Origin of the sequence: Sphingobacterium psychroaquaticum (assembly GCF_004421025.1) — a bacterium.
GTDB lineage: Bacteria > Bacteroidota > Bacteroidia > Sphingobacteriales > Sphingobacteriaceae > Sphingobacterium > Sphingobacterium psychroaquaticum.
The window spans coordinates 751,719-770,820 of the sequence record NZ_CP038029.1 but is presented as its reverse complement, the minus strand read 5'-3'; the positions used below and the strand labels follow the sequence as shown (position 1 = coordinate 770,820).

The 19,102-nt window shown below is 42.3% G+C and carries 14 protein-coding genes; 9 read left to right on the top strand and 5 right to left on the bottom strand.

Annotated elements, in window-relative coordinates; genetic code table 11:
• Window positions 1-28: 28 nt before the first annotated feature.
• From E2P86_RS03200 to E2P86_RS03180, 5 genes are all read right to left on the bottom strand, one after another.
• Window positions 29-814 (bottom strand): sulfite exporter TauE/SafE family protein, encoded by a 786-nt coding sequence (locus tag E2P86_RS03200; RefSeq protein ID WP_134430726.1) that lies wholly within the window; start codon window positions 812-814, stop codon window positions 29-31.
• A gap of 74 nt (window positions 815-888) precedes the next feature.
• Window positions 889-1,302 (bottom strand): DUF6691 family protein, encoded by a 414-nt coding sequence (locus E2P86_RS03195; protein WP_085472164.1) that lies wholly within the window; start codon window positions 1,300-1,302, stop codon window positions 889-891.
• A gap of 4 nt (window positions 1,303-1,306) precedes the next feature.
• Window positions 1,307-1,855 carry a YeeE/YedE family protein gene (locus E2P86_RS03190; protein WP_085472165.1) on the bottom strand — a complete coding sequence of 183 codons (549 nt, stop codon included), beginning with the start codon at window positions 1,853-1,855 and terminating at the stop codon, window positions 1,307-1,309.
• Window positions 1,856-1,971: 116 nt separating this feature from the next.
• Window positions 1,972-2,601, bottom strand: coding sequence for a response regulator (locus tag E2P86_RS03185; protein ID WP_134430723.1), 630 nt, complete (start codon window positions 2,599-2,601; stop codon window positions 1,972-1,974).
• A complete protein-coding gene (locus E2P86_RS03180; RefSeq protein ID WP_134430720.1) occupies window positions 2,594-4,582 on the bottom strand; it encodes a tetratricopeptide repeat-containing sensor histidine kinase in 1,989 nt (662 codons plus the stop codon). Before E2P86_RS03180 ends, E2P86_RS03185 begins: the two co-directional genes overlap by 8 nt.
• A 172-nt stretch (window positions 4,583-4,754) precedes the next feature.
• On the opposite strand from E2P86_RS03180, the gene E2P86_RS03175 reads away from it, so the two are divergent.
• From E2P86_RS03175 to E2P86_RS03135, 9 genes are all read left to right on the top strand, one after another.
• The gene (locus E2P86_RS03175; RefSeq protein WP_085472167.1) at window positions 4,755-5,210 is read left to right on the top strand and encodes a hypothetical protein; all 456 of its coding nucleotides are present in this window, start codon (window positions 4,755-4,757) and stop codon (window positions 5,208-5,210) included.
• 467 nt (window positions 5,211-5,677) lie between these two features.
• Entirely contained in the window at window positions 5,678-6,565 is an 888-nt protein-coding gene (locus E2P86_RS03170; protein ID WP_134430717.1) for an alkaline phosphatase, read from the top strand.
• 120 nt (window positions 6,566-6,685) lie between these two features.
• Window positions 6,686-8,077: a DUF5690 family protein gene (locus E2P86_RS03165; RefSeq protein WP_240775569.1), complete on the top strand. Its 1,392-nt coding sequence runs from the start codon at window positions 6,686-6,688 to the stop codon at window positions 8,075-8,077.
• 2 nt (window positions 8,078-8,079) lie between these two features.
• Entirely contained in the window at window positions 8,080-9,234 is a 1,155-nt protein-coding gene (locus E2P86_RS03160) for a TIGR03364 family FAD-dependent oxidoreductase (protein ID WP_134430714.1), read from the top strand.
• Between the two features lie 186 nt (window positions 9,235-9,420).
• Entirely contained in the window at window positions 9,421-9,966 is a 546-nt protein-coding gene (locus tag E2P86_RS03155; protein WP_134430711.1) for an RNA polymerase sigma factor, read from the top strand.
• Window positions 9,967-10,034: 68 nt separating this feature from the next.
• Window positions 10,035-11,150 carry a FecR family protein gene (locus E2P86_RS03150; RefSeq protein ID WP_134430708.1) on the top strand — a complete coding sequence of 372 codons (1,116 nt, stop codon included), beginning with the start codon at window positions 10,035-10,037 and terminating at the stop codon, window positions 11,148-11,150.
• Between the two features lie 166 nt (window positions 11,151-11,316).
• Window positions 11,317-14,760, top strand: coding sequence for a TonB-dependent receptor (locus E2P86_RS03145; protein ID WP_134430705.1), 3,444 nt, complete (start codon window positions 11,317-11,319; stop codon window positions 14,758-14,760).
• Window positions 14,761-14,771: 11 nt separating this feature from the next.
• Window positions 14,772-16,589, top strand: a complete 1,818-nt coding sequence (locus E2P86_RS03140; protein ID WP_085472173.1) for a RagB/SusD family nutrient uptake outer membrane protein — start codon at window positions 14,772-14,774, stop codon at window positions 16,587-16,589.
• Window positions 16,590-16,715: 126 nt separating this feature from the next.
• Complete coding sequence (locus E2P86_RS03135; protein WP_134430703.1) at window positions 16,716-19,070, top strand: outer membrane protein assembly factor BamB family protein; 2,355 nt, start codon at window positions 16,716-16,718, stop codon at window positions 19,068-19,070.
• The last annotated feature ends 32 nt before the right edge of the window (window positions 19,071-19,102 follow it).

Here is a 19,102-nt window from a genome sequence, read left to right as displayed (position 1 = left end):
AAAACCACGGATTCTCTTTTCTACACCCCTACACAAGAACGACCTCACGAAGAATAATATAAATCCCCATTACTAATATCAAATAACCAAACATCCGTTTCAAATGCTGTCCTTTAATCCGGTGCGAAAGGGCGAATCCTATAAATATACCAATAACAGCGCAGGTAGTATACCCTAAAATTAATGGCCAGTCGAAATCCACAAATTTCTCCGCATCTCCTATCACACCAAAGAGGGAATTGATCGTGATGATCACTAAAGAAGTCGATACCGCTCTTTTTATTGGCATGCCATAAAAATTAACCAATGCCGGAATGATCAAAAAACCGCCCCCAGCACCAACTGTACCTGTAACAAGCCCCACCAATAACCCTTGAGAGATAACTTGCCACAAAGGAATACGTGCGGAGGCATCAAGGTGCGACTCCTGCTCCTTGATCATCGTCCAAGAAGAAGCTAACATCACAATGGCAAACAAAACCATCAACAACACACCTTGTTCCACCTCGATCTCAGCAATCACAATAACATCCGGCACCAACGGTAAAAGAAATAACCGTGTAACAAAAACCATCAACAATGAAGGAATTCCGAAGGTTACGATTTTATTCAGATCAACTTCCTTTGCCATAACGCCGCGAACCGAACCGACGAACGAGGTGATACCAATTGCAAAAAGAGAATATGTCGTTGCCATAATCGGGTCTACTCCCATCACATACACCAGTATTGGCACCGTTAAAATTGTACCGCCACTTCCGACCAACCCTAAGGTCGCTCCCACTACAATTGCCAATAAAAAACCAATTAACATACAGTCAATTTAAAGAGTAAACTCATCGCTGAGAAGGTTATTAAACGATTCACCAAAATTAAGATTTCGCCCAATTAATGCGGCAACTTATCTTTTAGCATCCCATACAGGTAAGTCCCCGCCAAAGCAAAAATGGCGACAACTAGCATCGGGAAGACACCTGCACCAATAAGCACGAACACCGGCCCAGGACATGCACCAACCAAGGCCCAGCCCATCCCGAAGAAAATCCCGCCGATAAGATACCGCGGAATAGTCTTGCTTTTCGGCTTAATCGTAATCACCTGTCCGTCTATATCTTTCGCACCGCTACGCTTCATCCATTGGATACCGATGACACCAATCAACAACGCCGTGGCAATAAAGCCATACATGTGTATAGATTGAAAATTAAACATCTCGTAAATACGAAACCATGAAGCAGCTTCGGCTTTATACATCGCCATCCCGAATAGTACGCCTAAAAGTATATATATCAATCGTTTCATTATACTAGAATATTAAGGGAAAGAATAAGTGAACCATCAACAGACCACCAATAAAAAAACCAATCACAGCCACTAAAGAAGGCCACTGTAGCTCACTCAGTCCAGTAATAGCGTGGCCAGAGGTACATCCGCCGGCATAGCGCGTACCAAAACCTATCAATAACCCGCCGATCGCCCACAAAAGTATATTATGCCAACTCCACGAGCCAAACAACTCCGTGGGTGCATAAGCCTCACCTGCACTCATAAACCCTTGTTCATGAAGCTGTGCGATCGTGGTCTCTGCCAATTGTGGGGCCGTCCCGTTCGACAAAAACTGAACCGAAACAAAACCACCAATTACAGCGCCCAAGAGAAAAAGAAGATTCCATTGTTGTGCACGCCAGTCAAAGCGAAAAAAATCACAGGATTTACCAGCACCCAAGGCCGCACACATCGTCCTGAAATTAGACGAAAATCCAAAAGTTTTACCCAGCCATATCAATGCGATCATCACAAATGCGACAAGCGCCCCTCCCACATACCAAGGCCACGGATTCATTAACCATTCCATAGTCATATAATTTTTCTGTACACTACAAAGATGCTGTATTAAATAACAACTTTCTGTTACTTATGTTACACAACGACAAAAAGTAGGTCGAAAAATAAGCCCTATCACAGTAACTTCTAGAGAAGATTAAGTTCCACCGCTGTTTTCACAAGCTCTATCATGTTTTTGGCCTGAAACTTCTGCAAGAGATTACGACGATGTGTCTCCACCGTAATAACCGAAATAAACAGCATAGCAGCAATATCTGCCGAAGTATTCCCTGCTGCAATAGCTTTTAAAATTTCCTGTTCCCGCTTGGTTAGTCGCGGAACACCAGAAACAAGGGTCGGTTGTGTCAGTAATATTTCCTGCACCTCCTTGCTCAAACTAAGGTCACCAGATAAACTTTGATCCACACAACGAACAATCTCCTGCGCGTCAGCATTTTTTAATATATAACCATTTCCACCGTTCTGAAGAAACTGAAATATAATACTCCGCTCCACCTGATTGCTAATACCGATAACAATAGTTTCCGGTGACATTTTCTTTACTTTCTTACAATAATCCAGTCCACTACCATCACCTAAAACAATATCTAACAAAACAACATCCACATGTTTCTCCTCCAGGAAGTGTAATAAATCACCTCCTTTAGTAAAGGTAAAAGTGTGTATATGCGCATTTTCGCTCCACAAGGACTTTAACCCCTCCAGTATCATGGGATGATCATCAACAATAGCAAGGTTTACTGGTTGTTCAGACATTACATTCTACAGTTACCGTCGTACCAGCATTTCTTTTGGAAGAAACAACTAAACGCCCATTAATAAGTCGTGCTCGGTTTTTCATATTTCTGATTCCCAACCCATAATTTACTGCATCCTCATCAAACCCTATACCATTATCCTCGATCGTAAGAGATAAATCCTGATTATGTTGACTGACCTGTACAATTACATGATTTGCCTGTGCATATTTAATCACATTGCTCAAGCTTTCCTGCGCAATTCGATAAAATGCAAGTTGCGTCTGGAACGGAATATCATCTTGCACATCGTACGCTTCAAACTGTATATGGAGCGCCTTGCTGGTCATCAATTCCGCAAGCTCCCTGAGCGCCATGGTCAAGCCTAGATTTCGTAAGGTCTCGGGCATAAGATTCCGAGAGATACGTCGCATTTCGGCGATCGTCAAATCCAGTTTCTCTATTATTTTCTTAGGATCCTGCACCGCACTAGACCGGTCCAGATCGCGAGAGATAGCCATTCGGATACTGGCCAACATCCCGCCCATACTATCATGTAGGTCCTGTGCTAATCGCTGTCTTTCCTGTTCCTCTCCCTGCAACACCGCTTCCACAGCTTCCAATTTTCGATCATGTGCAATTTGCGTCAATTGTTGCTCATGATTAATCTGAATTTGCCTATTTAATTTTTTCTGATTACGGTAATAGAAATAGATCAACACCGAAATTATAACCAATAAAAGTACCGCGATCGCAAGAATACTGATACGTAAATTTTTATTTTTTGCCGCCAACGCAGCGCCGGCCTTTTCCAATTCTAAAGCATCAATCTTACTCTGTTTCTCCACCGACTGATGTTGCACCTCCAGTTCATTCATCTTTTCCACCAAGTTCACTTGTTGCAAGCTGTCACTTAGCGCTGCCGACTTAGTGAGCCATTGGTAAGCTTCCGGAAATTTTCCCATCGCCTCATTTACCTTCGCCAATTGTGTATACACAATCTTACGATTCACAGACTCCCGAATCAGCACCTTTTCCTGCAAAAGATCTTCCAACACACTTTTAGCCTTCGGATAATTTTGTTGCATTAAATAGATATTATAAATCCGAAACTTAAGGATTTGTAAAAGTTGTGCCTGATTTTTTGTCCGGGCGATATTGACACCCTTATCGAGAGCTGCTAAAGCTTTCGGAAAATCCTGTATCGTCGTGTAATACATCCCTTCCTGATAATAGAAATTACTATACTGCGATGAGGTAGGAAAAGCACGAATCAAGGCCTCCGCTTTATCCAAATAGATTTTTGCATGTTTACTATCCGGTTTATAACAATAATTACTAACTAAATTGCAATACGTAATAAAATGTACCGTTCCTTCCGTGGAAAGCTGGGCCAAAGTAGCCAAGGCATCATCATGCTGCTCTTGTGCCTTATCAAATTGACCGACAGACATAAAGGTCAGTCCCAGCTGCGTATAGTAATACGCTAACATCTCCTCGTCAACACCTTCCTTTACAAGCGGAATACAATGTTTCGTCAACATCTCGACCAAAATATCATACCCTTTGCTTGCTGTTTGCAGATACCCAATTTGATACCAACTCGCAGCCAACATCCTCTTACTATGCGCATCGGTTTTCTTTTTCAATAATTCGACGCTTTTTTCAAAACATACAATAGCCGCTCGCTTCGTTCCGTACGTAGCTTCGTAAAGACCTTGGTAATACATGAAATCTGCAGAAAAACCAGCATACGACTTCTTCAACGATTGCGCCTTCGTTAACGCGTCTTTAGCTTGCGTACTATCCTTCGTGACCCAATATCCAGCCAGTAGAAGGTAATTTGCCGCACGTATACTATCAGGCTCCTCCGCATCAATCTTATCGTGAAGCGTGCGCAAATAGCCCGACTCATCTAATGGGAATAGTTGTTGTGCTTTGCCGGATGATAAAAAAGTAAGAATAAAGGTGAAAACCAAGTAAAAATATGTACGCATCATGACGGCTTTGTATAGGTATGTAAAACCTGCAAATATCAAAAAAAATACCGTAACAACTTTTAAGAAATCCAAAAACCATGGTAAACCATTAGAAAAAAATCATGGTTTACGTTGATTGTCTCCACTGAATAATCTATGGAAATTTGCTCCGGTACTGAAAACAATAGAATCCATGAAAAAAATAAATGTAAAACTTTCGATGTTAGCAATCTGTGCATTAATTGGCACAGCAACTATTACAACATCTTGTAGCAGCGATGACGATAACAATGTCGAATTACAAACAGGGAATCTCGATGCCATGGTAGGAAGCTTCAAAGGTAAGATTACAGCTTATCAAACATTACCAGGAACAACTGAACGGGAATTTTTTGATGCGACAATCGTCGTTACAAAAGTAGGAGGTGATAAAATCAAAGTAACCGCCAAAGCCGGTGAAATCTATTCATCCATTACCGAAAAAACAATTGCGGCCATGTTACTCCCAGGCAGCAAAAATATTGCAAGTGCGACAGGTGATACTAACGGAACTTTCGTCTTCAATGGCGAAACAAAATCACTTAACTTAATCACGAACAAACAAGCCGCAGCTGATATCACATTCACATTCGAAGGAAATAAACAATAAATAGAACCCTCGATCGGTAAAAATTTATAAAAAGCGTTGCTTTCCGCAAAGGATATAGCAACGCTTTTTTGTTCCCCTACCTACGAAGCCCCTCCTACGCCAGATAAATACCACGCAAACGTTTGGCTAATATTTCCTACATCCGTGCAAACAAGTCCACCCCTAATACCCCCCTTTTATCGTATAATAGTAGCAACAACTTGTTTAGTTTAGCGAACATCCGTTTTATACAAAAAATCGTCAAACGATACGTACCATAGCCATTACCCCATAATTATCCCCAAATTCCTCCCCCGTCAAATAGCATTAAACCCACTCCAAGAAACAACAGATATACTTATGCTAAACAAAAAGCAATTATTACTAAACTAATTTTTCACTACTTTTTGCCATTCAAAAGTAGTTACTCTATTTATTAGATTTGCCCCTGAACCAACGTATCAATAACGAAAATAAATTCTAAAAATATGAGAAAGCTAATCTTTTCAGCGCTTATTTTAATTGGATTTTATATGTCCACATCTGCGCAAAGCAAAAAAATCAAACACGTTGTATTAGTAGGTTTTGATGGTTTTGGTGCCTATGCAATCCCGAAAGCCGAAATGCCAGAGTTACGAAAAATGATGGAACAAGGCAGCTACAATCTACATGTGCGCACGGTCCTCCCCTCCTCCAGCGCTGTAAACTGGGCATCGATGCTTATGGGGGCAAGTCCTACCATGCATGGATATACTGAATGGGGAAGCCAAACACCTGAAATACCATCGCTATCCACAACAAAGAATGGTATGTTTCCATCCATTTTCAACGCAATTGCAGACAAATATCCTAAAGCTAAAACAGCCGTAGTCCACAGCTGGCCTGGCATTGGCTATTTAATAGACAAAAAAGTGGTGCAACATGTGTATAACATGCAAGATAACGAAGAGAACACTTTAAAAAAGGCCATTGAAATTATTAAGCAAGATAAACCGATGTTAACCTTCATTCACTTCGATCAACCTGATGGTGTCGGACATGGAGCAGGCCATGACACACCCGCATACTACGCGGAGCTTAAAAATGTGGATAAACGCATTGGAGATCTACGGAAGGCTGTAAAAGAAGCCGGCATGGAGCAAGAAACAATTTTTATCGTTACAGCGGATCATGGTGGTATTGAAAAAGGACATGGTGGCAAAACAATAGCAGAAGTAGAAGTACCCTTCATCGCAATCGGCCCCGGAGTACCAGCAGGAAACCAAGTGACACAACCCATGGTTATCTATGATATCGCAGCAACAATAACATGGTTATTGGGTGCCGATCAGCAAGAGGCCTGGCGCGGAAAAGCAATCAAGTCTTTTCAGAAATAATACACGTTTTCACTCATTTTGCGGCAAATTTATTATTTTTAATAAAACTATACTTAATAAGCAAAAGTTTATAAATACTTAACACAAAGTTGGCGTACAGTTAATCCTTCAACAATACTTTTGATAACAGATAAAAACATTTCTGTTCAAGAGTTTGATATGGATTTCACACAACGGTTAAAACAACGCCTTCTTAAAATGGATGAAAAGCAAGTAGCTATACTACTGGCTATCACCGCTTTTTTATGTTACACGAGTATGTATGCCTTTCGAAAATCTTTCACAGCCTCAACATACAGTAACGAATCCATCTTCGGAATCGACTACAAAGTATGTTTGATTATTTGCCAGATGCTTGGTTATTTGTGCGCTAAGTTTTATGGTATCAAATTTATTGCTGAAAGTAAAAATCAGAATAAAGGACGATACCTGGCCATTCTTATCACTATTTCATGGATAGGTTTATTAGGCTTTGCCGTTTTACCAAATCCATGGAACGCACTCCTACTACTTGTGAATGGATTCCCATTAGGAATGGTGTGGGGCTTAGTGTTTAGCTATTTAGAAGGTCGACGTTATACCGAGATCATGGGAGCGGTGATGTCGGTAAGTTTAATTTTTGCATCAGGTTTCATTAAAACAGTAGGACGATGGATGATTGCATCAACGCATGTAAACGAATACTGGATGCCATTCCTCACGGGCTTGATTTTCTTTCTTCCTTTCATGGCTTGTGTGTGGGTCTTAGAAAACAGCCCACCCCCGACAGCCCGCGATAAGGCCATGCGCACCGAACGCGTAGCCATGAACGGCACCATGCGAAAACAATTCTTTAAAACATTTATGCCAGGAATAGTAATGACCATAGTTATCTACACCATGCTTACCATGTTACGCGATGTACGCGATAATTTTGAAGTCGAAATATGGCATAAAGTTACCCATGATGAACATTGGATTTTTGCACAAGTAGATACATTCATTGCCCTCACCGTCCTATTGGTCATCGGCAGTTTGATTCGGGTAAAAGACAACTTAAAAGCGTTCAAGATGATACATGGGTTAATTATCTGCGGGTTTCTCCTTGCCGGCGTTTCAACCTATCTCTTTTCGATAGAACGTATCGGTGGACTCTCCTGGATGGTACTCGTTGGTCTGGGGCTCTACTTAGCTTACATACCATACAATGCGATTTTCTTCGAAAGAATGATTGCGACCTATGGTATAAAAAGCAACATCGGCTTTGTTATGTATTTGGCCGATTCGTTCGGCTACTTAGGTAGCTTCCTCATCTTACTAAACAAGGAGCTCTTGCCAAACACTGTAGTATGGAGCAACTATTTCACCAAGCTTGTCTATATCGCTTCGATTGTTGGTAGTGTTTTAGCGCTTTTATCATGGGTTTATTTTGTACGTAAAAAAGCCGCACTGCACAAACAAAATATAACAACAGAAAGTCCATCATGGTGCCCGGCGCAAGAGGTACAAAACAAATTAAACACAACAGTATAGATATGAACACGAATACATACGATTTGATTATTATTGGAGGTGGGATTTTAGGAACATTCCATGCTTACCACGCCCTAAAAAAAGGATACAAAGTATTACAGGTAGAAAAAGACAACTTTCCGGTAGGATCAACCGTTCGAAATTTCGGTCAGGTTGTACCATCCGGCATGGCAGGGAAATGGTTTGACTATGGCGTACGAGGTTTAGAAATATACGCAGATATTCAGCAAAAGATGGATATCTCCATACGTCAAAATGGTAGTATTTATATCGCATCAGATAAGGATGAAACCCAAATTCTACACGAACTTGCAGCACACTACAACACAAAAGGTTATAAGCAAGAACTTTGGTCGAAAACACAGGTTTTAGCAAAATACCCTAACCTGCAAAGCGATTACGTGAAAGAGGCCTTATTCTTTCCACAAGAGCTCAGTGTAGAACCCGAGTTTATGATCCAGCGCTTGCATCAATATCTCACAACAACCTTCCCACAATACACCTTAAAATATAACACAACCATTATTGGATGCGAAGAAAAGGGAGATACCGTTATCATTACAGATAGTAATCTGAACACCTACACCGGTATGAAAGTCGTGATATGTAATGGCTATGAGTTTAAACTTTTGTACCGATCACTCTTCAACGACAGTGGTCTCGAAATCAGCAAACTACAGATGATGCGCACCAAACCGCTACCCCATCTGGAATTACCAGGAAACATCCTGACAGGCTTAACAATTCGCCGATATGAAAGCTTTGAAGAAAACTGCCCAACCTACCATACAGCGTCTCTTCCAGAACATTACGAAGAGCTCAAAGCACTAGGCATCCATATTCTCTTCAAACAAGCGCCCGATGGCAGCATCATTATTGGGGACTCTCATGAATATGCGGCTGGTAATCGCTTGGATGATCTCGGGTTTTCAATCTCTGCACATATCAATACCATAATGATCAAAGAAGCACAACGTATTGTTCCCATCGCCGAAGGTGATATGGCTTCCTCCTGGGCAGGATTTTACGCACAACACGAAGATCATATATTAGAAGTTGATGTCACCGATAAAATACACGTACGAACGGGTATTGGCGGCAAAGGCATGACAGCGAGTGCTGGTTATGCAGAAAACAGTATACAATCGTTGTGCTAAACAACGCTAACATAACGTAGACGTTGTTACGATGAATTACGAATAACGTCTACTTTAACCATATAGCACCGAAACGCAATCGTTTGTGTGAAAATATTTTAGGATTTTCAATGTTTTTAATACTAACTTAATATCACAATTATAAATTTGAAGCAATCCTAGAGAAAACATTCTTAGAGTTCAGTGATGACGAATTTAAACGATGTACAATTATTAGCATTGGTAAAGGAGGACAATAGACAGGCGTTTTCCATAGTGGTAGATCGCTACTCGGCTATTCTCTATCGTTTTGTGCGCAAAAGAATAACAAGTAATGAGGATGCCCAGGACATTATCCAAGAGGTATTCGCCTCCCTTTGGAATCGTCGTTTACACATTGAAATCACAGAAAGCCTATACCCCTATCTCTTCAAGGCCGCTAAATACGAAACCATCGATCATCTCATAAAACAGCAAAAAGAAATTACACGCTTATCAACCCTTTTTGCTCCCCCACATAACGACACACTATGTGCGGATAATCTAGAAGATACCTTATTAGCGAAAGAACTCGCCCAACTAATAGATTATGAGGTCGATAAAATGCCTCAAACGATGAAAAGTGCCTTTACTATGAGTCGTAAAGATGCTAAATCGATAAAGGAAATCGCCAGAGAGCTGGCTCTCTCCGAACAAACCGTGAAAAATAACATCACCTTAGCGGTTAGCCGATTGCGCCTAAAATTCAAATAAATTATAGGCCTCAAAAAAAAATATTTTTTTTCGGTACCTCCCCCTGCTTTCGTCGGTTATAGATAGGTATGAAAGATCAGGAGCAATCAAATCAAGCAAGAGAATTACTACAGAAGTATCTGGATGGCACGGCTACAGAAGAAGAGTCTGCGCAGGTTTTGCGCTGGTTTTATTCATTCGAGAATACCCCACTTGATACCCATACAGAATTAGATGAGTTCGCATTAAATAAAAAAATGAATGCACAACTCCATGAACGGCTTTTTACCGGAGAAACTATTTCTCTACGCAAAAAACGTTGGAAAAAACCGTTACTTGTTGCAGCCACCCTACTATGCTGTTCCGCCATAGCCTTATCGATCTTTATATATCGCCAGTACCAAGAACAAGAGCATCATACCACACTCGCACGTATGATCGATGCGACTTCACCAGCCTATACCAATGATATTATGCCAGGTGGTCACTATGCGAAATTAACATATGCTGACGGAAAAGAGCACATTTCTCGAGACTCCACTTTTGTGGAGCATCACCCCAAGGGCGGAAATACAAGTCAACAACAGGTTCTCGTCGAAGTTCCCAAGGCAGGTACATTTCAACTTTTATTAGAAGATGGCACCAAAGTTTGGCTAAATGCGTCTACGCACCTTTCCTACCCGGATAAATTTGCGAACAATAATAGAACCATTCAGCTGGATGGAGAGGCATATTTTGAAGTAGCTAAAGATCCAAAAAGACCTTTCCGCATTCAATCGAATGGTACCATCATAGAAGTGCTCGGAACCAGCTTCAATGTACAAGCTTATAATGAAAAAGTATCCGCAGCATTGGTTGAAGGCAGTGTCAAAATTAAGAAAGGAAATCACGAGAACCTTTTAATTCCGGGGCAACAAGCAGAAGTAAACGGAGAAGAAATCTTGATAACGGAGATTGATGTAGCCAAAAGCACCGCTTGGCAACGTGGTGAGTTTTATTTTGATGGGACAAATTTTGATGAAATTATCCAGCAGGTTGGACGTTGGTATGACGTCGAATTCGAGAACAACACTTCATTGCAGACCGCTTCCTCTTTTAAAGGGACAATTAATCGGAAAGCACCCCTATCCAGCGTGCTAGACATTCTAAAAATAGCCACCGGCAAATCTTTTACCATTCACGGTAGAAAAGTACGTATTACCTAAAACTAATTATTAACTGTAAAAAAGAAAAGATATGAAATAAAGACAGACGTTACCGCGAGAGTCTACTAACAGAAAAGGGGATGTTGACGCATCCCCGTTAGTTCAAAGGCTCATCTTACAACTGATCAATAATTGAAACAATTACACCATTAAACAATTCAAAGGTATGAATTTTTTTTCTCCATTTTTTAGGCAGGAGAAAGATAAGCCATCGGCCTATCCACCTGTCTATAGAATCCTATGCATCATGAAGTTTACGCTCTTATTGCTGCTCGGTTTTACCGTAGGCGCCCATGCTTCAGGAACTGCACAAACGGTTAATCTGAACATGAAAAATGCAAAATTGGAAAATGTGCTAGAGGAGATTGCTAGACAAACAAAACTCCGATTTTTTTACGACCAAAAAATAGTAAAGCACCTCCGTCCTATCAATGTCTCCCTGAACAATAACCCTGTGGGACAGGCACTAGACAAAGCTTTAAAAGGACAGAACCTCGTATTCCAAATTTTGGATGGCACGATTGTGATTTCCGAAAGAAAGCGTACCGATATGGAAGTCAGTGGAACAGTGCGTGACTCTGCAAATACACTATCCGGTGTTACTGTGCACGTGGAAGGTCAGGCCGGTTTATCTACTAAAACAGATGCGAACGGCCGCTATACACTTCGTGTACCTGAAAATGCAGTTCTGATATTCCGTTACATGGGGTATCGTATAGAACGTATTCCCGTAAATCAACAACGGATCATCAATGTTACCCTCCATGCCGAGGAATCTAAATTGGATGAGGTCGTAGTCGTGGGGTACGGTACCCAGAAAAGAATTAATCTCTCTGGAGCGGTAGATCAAATCGACCAACGTTTTCTAGAAAGCCGTCCCATCACCAATGTCGGAACAGGACTTCAAGGCGCTATGGCCAACTTAAACATAACACCGACAAGCGGACAAGCGACCAATGCGCCAGGCATCAACGTGCGTGGTTTTACGTCACTTTCCGGAGGTGGTCCGCTGATCGTTATAGATGGTGTTCCTGCTACCAATGAAGAGTTGAACCGTATGAACCCAATGGATATTGCGAGCGTAACGGTCTTGAAGGATGCCGCCTCGGCAGCCATATACGGGAGTAGAGCCGCTTTTGGTGTCGTGTTGGTAACAACGAAAAAAGGAACGACAGAAGAGGTCAGCATTGCCGCTAATTCCTTAGTAGCACTAAAGACGATTACCCGCACTGTGGATATAGTAGACGACCCCTACACCGTAATGAATTACCGTAATATCATGTCTGCACCGTGGTACAACCTATACGATGAGAAAATGCTGGCATACGGAAAACAATTGAGTGAAGACCCAAGTTTACCGCGCGTAATTGTAGACCCACAAAACCCGAATAAATATATCTACCTCGGTTCTACCGATTGGTTTGGAGAGGTCTACAAAAAAATTCAACCCGCTTATACCAATAACATCAGCTTCGGACAAAAGACGGATCGTGCTTCGTACTACGTTTCGGGAGAATACTACCGCCAGAACGGGATGTTGAAAATAAGTCCGGACACCTACGATCGTTTTAATTTTAGAATCAAAGGGGATTACAAACTGACAAACTGGTTTACCCTAACCACCAATACATCGTATACCAACGATAAATACGATCAACCGACTGCTATTGATCAGGGTTATTTATACTGGCACAATGTGAACAGACAAGCGAGCCTTAACATGATCTACAATCCGGATGGTAGCTATACGCAGGAAGGTGCCGCCATGTTTGGTGCGGTTGCTGAAGGCGGACGGAGTATCAAAAGAATCGGTGATCTGCAGTTGAACTTTGGTGGAAAAATTGACCTCTTAAAAGATGTATGGACCTTAAATGCCGATGCGACATTCCGTCGTACGGGAGCAAACGTACACCGTTTTGATTTTCCCCTCGAATATAGTACAGGACCTGGCGTAACCAACAAACAGACCTTTAATTCCTTCGCAACCAATCGCAGTGAACAAACGCGCTACAATGTGTACAACATCTATTCGCAATTCCAAAAAACGATCAACGACCATTACTTCTCGGTCATGGCTGGTTTCAACCAAGAGGAACGCATCTACGAAAGTTTCAACGCTTCGCGGGATATGTTAATATCAAATTCACTCCCAACCATTCAGCTTGGCACGGGGGAAACACCAACTGTCGGCGCATACAACTATGACTGGGCCGTACGTGGTGCTTTTGCGCGTTTGAATTATATATACAAGGATAAATATATCATTGAATCCAACCTCCGATACGATGGAACCTCTCGCTTTCCAAAAGAAGATCGCTTTGCCTTCAATCCATCGGTTTCTGGAGCTTGGGTAGTATCCAATGAAAACTTTTTTACGCCCCTAAAACCAATTTTCAGCAATGCGAAACTTCGTGCTTCCTACGGATCTTTAGCAAATCAGGACTTACGCGAGAACTATTACCCATATATTGCTACGATGCCTAAGGGTACCGGTATGGTTCTAGACGGTAAACGTCCGCCAATCGTTACTAGTCCGGGCTTAGTTTCCTCCTCATTGACATGGGAAACGATTACCTCAACGAACTTTGGTACCGATCTAGGCTTCTTTGCAAACAAGCTTACCGTCAGTGGAGATATATACTGGCGCTACACCAAAGATATGTTAACCGCCGGCAAGACTTTGCCGATAACACTTGGAACCTCCGTTCCGGTCGAAAATGGAGCCGATTTAAAAACCCGCGGTTGGGAGCTTACCTTAGGTTATAACGACGAGTTTCAAGTAGCTGCAAAACCATTGCAGTTCTCCGCACGATTTAACCTGTCCGATAGCCGCGCCTTTATTGAGAAATTCGATAATCCGAAAAACAACTTGAGCAACTATTACGTAGGTCAAGAAATAGGCCAAATATGGGGGCTGACCACCTTGGGCTTTTTCCAAACGGCAGACGAGATAAAAAACCATGCCGACCAAACCGCCATTACATCCTATCCAGGGACACGCGGATTAGAACCCGGCGACCTTAAATTTGCAGACCTCAATGGCGATGGTAAAGTGAATGCTGGCGATTGGACGCTGGAAAACCCAGGGGACTACAAAGTAATTGGTAATACTGCACAGCGCTATAACTTTGGTTTAGACTTAAGTTCTGCTTGGAACGGGTTCGATTTGCGCGTTTTCTTGCAAGGAGTAGGCCGTCGGAACTATTACCCAGGTGGTGGCGACCATTATTTCTGGGGAATTTATGCGCAACCGTGGGCGAGCTTAACCCAATTTAATATGGATCACTGGACACCGGATAACCCGAACGCATACCTCCCTAGACCGAAGTCTTATGTAGCCGAAGAGAGTGGTGTTGAGCTAGCCGCACCGCAAACCAAATACCTACAGAACGCGGGGTATTTGCGTGTGAAAAATATTACACTGGGATACAGCCTACCAAAAAGTTTAACCAACAGATGGGGAATGGATCGTATCCGTGTATTTGTAAGTGGTGAAAACCTTATGGAGTTCACCAGTTTAATGAAATATCTTGATCCAGAGATTGTGGGAGACCGAACAGCCTATCCGTTCCAACGTACCTACTCTATGGGATTCAATTTTAACTTTTAACCGTCCGTATTATGACTACATATTTAAAAGTCGTTATCCAAAAAATTGCCATCATAGCATTTCTGGGTTTAGCCATGGGCTGTAACGACGATTTCATGAATCGAGTACCCAGTACTTCTATTTCTTCCGAGAATTTCTTTAATACCACGTCGGATCTAAAAACATACACCGACGGATTCTATGGGATGTTATCCTCCCCTATTTTTGATAACGGTTCCGACAATATCGCACACCACAACTCCGGCAGCACGATCGACCAGATGATGCGTGGTGGTATCACCCCACAAAATGCAGCTGTCTGGAGCTGGACGACATTACGTAACATCAATTTTTTCCTTGAAAATGCGCGTCGCGTTACCGGAGGTCCGACCGAAATTGATCACTATATCGGTGTGGCTCGCTTCTTTAGGGCTCGCTTCTACATAGATAAGTTGAGGCAGTACAACGATGTTCCATGGTACAGTAATTCATTAAAAACGGCCGATACTGAGCTCCTACATAAGAAACAAGACCCACGCACATTGGTGGTAGATTCGATTATGGCTGATCTAGAATATGCGGTAAAAACAGTCAAAACAACCGGTCACAAATCTACGATCACAAAATGGGCCGCTCTCGCACAATTGGCACAATTTACACTCTATGAAGGGACCTACCGCAAATATCATACGTATCTTGGACTCGAAAGTACGGCCAATAAATTTCTTGAAAGGGCAGTAAGCGCTTCCGAAGAGATCATGAAAAGTGGTGGCTTTTCCATCAGCAAAACAGGAGGCGTAAACCGAGCTTATCGGGAGCTCTTTATCAGCGAAAATCTACAAGCAAACACGGAGTCCATTCTCTTTATCGACTACGATAAAAACCTGAATGCACGAAGAAACACACACACTGTTTTAGATTATGAGTGGGCACTAAGCCAGTCCCTCATGGAAAACTACCTGATGCTTGATGGCTCTCGATTTACAGAACAACCAAACTACAAAAACAAAAATATTGACCAGGTTTTTGAAAACAGAGATCCTCGTTTGGCACAAACCTTTATGAAACCAGGCTTTAAAGCTGTAAATGCGGAAAATCCGCACCGCTTAAAGCCAACCTTAGGCGGATACAACCAGATTAAATTCTATCCCGAAGTGAGTGAAATGATCAGTTGGGAAGCATCCTTTACCGATGCTTTTGTTTTCCGCTATGCAGAAATACTTCTCATTTTCGCAGAAGCAAAAGCTGAACTAGGCATATTGACAGACCAAGCAGACCTCGATCGCTCCATCAACCTGCTACGCGACCGCGTAGGCATGCCTAAGATGGTGCTAGCAACAATACAAGGAAATGTAGATCCCGCACTCAGTACATATTACACCAACGTAAAGGGAGGCAACCTGGGAACAATTCTCGAAATACGACGAGAACGACGCGTTGAATTAGCCTGTGAAGGTAACCGTCAACTCGATATCTTCCGTTGGGAGTTAGGCGAAAGACTCGCAGACCAACAACAAGGCATGTATGTCAAAGAACTTGGACCAATGGATGTCACCGGAGATGGAAAAGTAGATATCGCCATTCTTGCCTCTCCGACAGAACTAGGCCCCATCGCAAGTTTACCAGAAGACGTGAAGAAGGACCTCACACTGTATTACTTAAAAGATAAAAATGGCACCAATGCTAACTTTTATCTCGAGAACGGCACATCAGGTCATATCATGTTTACAGTGGCTCGTGACAACAAGAAAACATTTGTTAAACCGAGACACTACTACTACCCAATTGCACACAGCCAAATGGTGTTAAATGGTAGCAACCTAGTACAAACCCTAGGTTGGGATAAATAAAAAACAAACCTAGAATAAGGTTGCCTATTCGATAAGGAAATTGTTACAGTTTGGACATTAAAAACACACTTTGTCCCTGAAAACAAGCCGTATCTTTAGGCAACCTTACTCCTATCTTAATTTAATATGCGACATTTTTTTCTTCTTGCTTTTACGATAGCTACACTACCTGCGCTGGCGAAACGATCGGGAAAGGTATTTCACGATACCAATCAAAACAATATGCAAGAGACCGCCGAACTAGGGCTTTTCAATACCGTCGTATCCGATGGTTACCATGTTGTTTTGACAAAAAAGGACGGTACATTTACGCTCCCCGAAAACCCAGACGCTCGATTTATATCGGTAACAATTCCTACGGGCTATAAAGCCGTCAAACGCCATTATATACCTGTCAACAGCAAAGAAGACTATCAATTCGCCTTGACAAAAGACGACTCACAAAACCTAGATGTGCTCCGTTTTATACAGGTAACCGATACAGAAACATCGTTGTATGGACCTTGGATAGACAATGTACGTAATTATGCAAAAGCACAAAATGTATCTGTCTTGATGCATACTGGTGATATTTGCTATGAACCAGGCATGCGTTTTCATGCGAACCAGATAACGAGCGACTTGATGGGCTTATCCACGTACTATGCTGTCGGAAATCATGATTTGGTGAAAGGGGAATATGGAGAAAAACTTTTTGAAGATCTATTTGGCCCTACCTATTATTCCTTTGATGCAGGGCCGGCCCATTTCGTAGTTACCCCAATGCCGGGAGGAGATTACAAACCGAGTTACACCGTAGATCAAGTAATTCGTTGGTTGCAAAAAGACCTCGCCTTAAAAGACCCCAAAAAACCATTGATCTTCATTAATCATGACTTCTTTTCCGCCACAGATTTCGTCCTTAAAGGAGAAAAAGAAAGTATTGACCTCAAACAATATAACTTGAAGGCTTGGCTATATGGACATTGGCACAACAATTATATCTTCCAACAATCGGGTGTATACGTGGTCTGTAGTGGCGCACCAAACAAAGGAGGTATAGATAACTCAGCAGGTCAGTTTCTGGTGGTCGACATCGACCATCAAGGCGTTAAAAACATCAAACCGGTGTATACCAACATACGCAGCCATATTGAATTGATGCCCGTGCTACCGACTACTAATGGCATCCTCCCATTGGATATTGTCGTCTATGACAGTGAGCGGACCATTCAAGGTGTAGCAGCCGACCTTTATGATAAAGCAGGCAACCATGTTGCAGCGGTGCCTCTTTCCTCCGATGGAGGTTGGCATTGGCAGGCAGAATTTAACGATGCAAAAAGAAAGGCAACCGCCCTCACGGTGAGCGTGACTTATAATAACGGTACGCAAGACATACGCCAGATGGATCTCGTAACATCAAGAGGCAAATCAAACGATATGTTGCAACCTGTATGGCGTAAAACAATAGGTGGAAACATCTGGAAAACAAGTCCCTTAATCGTGAACGACAAGCTATTTATCGGCACCATGGATGACGGTTTCGGTGTGCAAAATAAGCTTTTAGCTCTGGAGGCCGCAACTGGAAATACAATCTGGAAATATCCAACAACCAACTCCATCAAGCATGTACTTCAGCACCACAATGGCATTTTGTTGGCGACCGATGTCACAGGTAAAGTATATGCCCTAGACACAAATACTGGAGCAACCAACTGGATGAATAGCCGCCCTAAGACAGGTATCCCCACCTTTGTAAGCGGTCCTACGATAGATAAGGAAATCTACTATACCGGATTGGGAAGAAACCTAAAAGCATTGCATATTCCTTCGGGAAATGTGCTGTGGCAGGCCAAGGAACCAGGTGGTGGCGAAGCGACCGCAGCCGCATTACGGCTTTCGGATGGTGTTATTTATGCCGGTATTAATTGGAATGCTCTTTTTGCGTACAAACAAGAAACGGGAGAGCTTTTATGGAAGCGGGATCAAGATGGTTTACGTTTTCGTAGCGGAGGCGTCACAGTAAACCAAGACACGTTGTATACCGCTGGATTAAATGGTTTGTTTAAATTAAATCCGAAAACCGGAGAGACCTATGCAAAGTCCATAAAGACAGATGATTTTAAAGTAATGGCCGATCCCCTTGTTATGGGAGATCTCCTTATTATGCCAACCTCCAGCGGGGGCGTTAAAGCGTTCAGTAGATCGAATCTAGAAGAAAAATGGCATTTCACAACCGGTGAAGCTTTGGTATATACAGCGCCTTACAGCACGCCAGACCAGCGTAAAACGGTCGCAACCGTAGAATCGGGTATAGTTGAACACAAAGGAAAACTATTCTTCGGTGCTTCTGATGGTTACTTTTATGTCTTAGATAAGACGGGGAAACTTATCCAAAAAATAAACATGGGTGCTCCGATCTTTGCCGAACCAACTATCGTTGGAGATAAGGTTTATGTCGCGGACTTTTCAGGGACCGTTTCTTGTTTTAAACTACGATAAAATGTACTACAAGGTGGGGTGATCACGAAAAA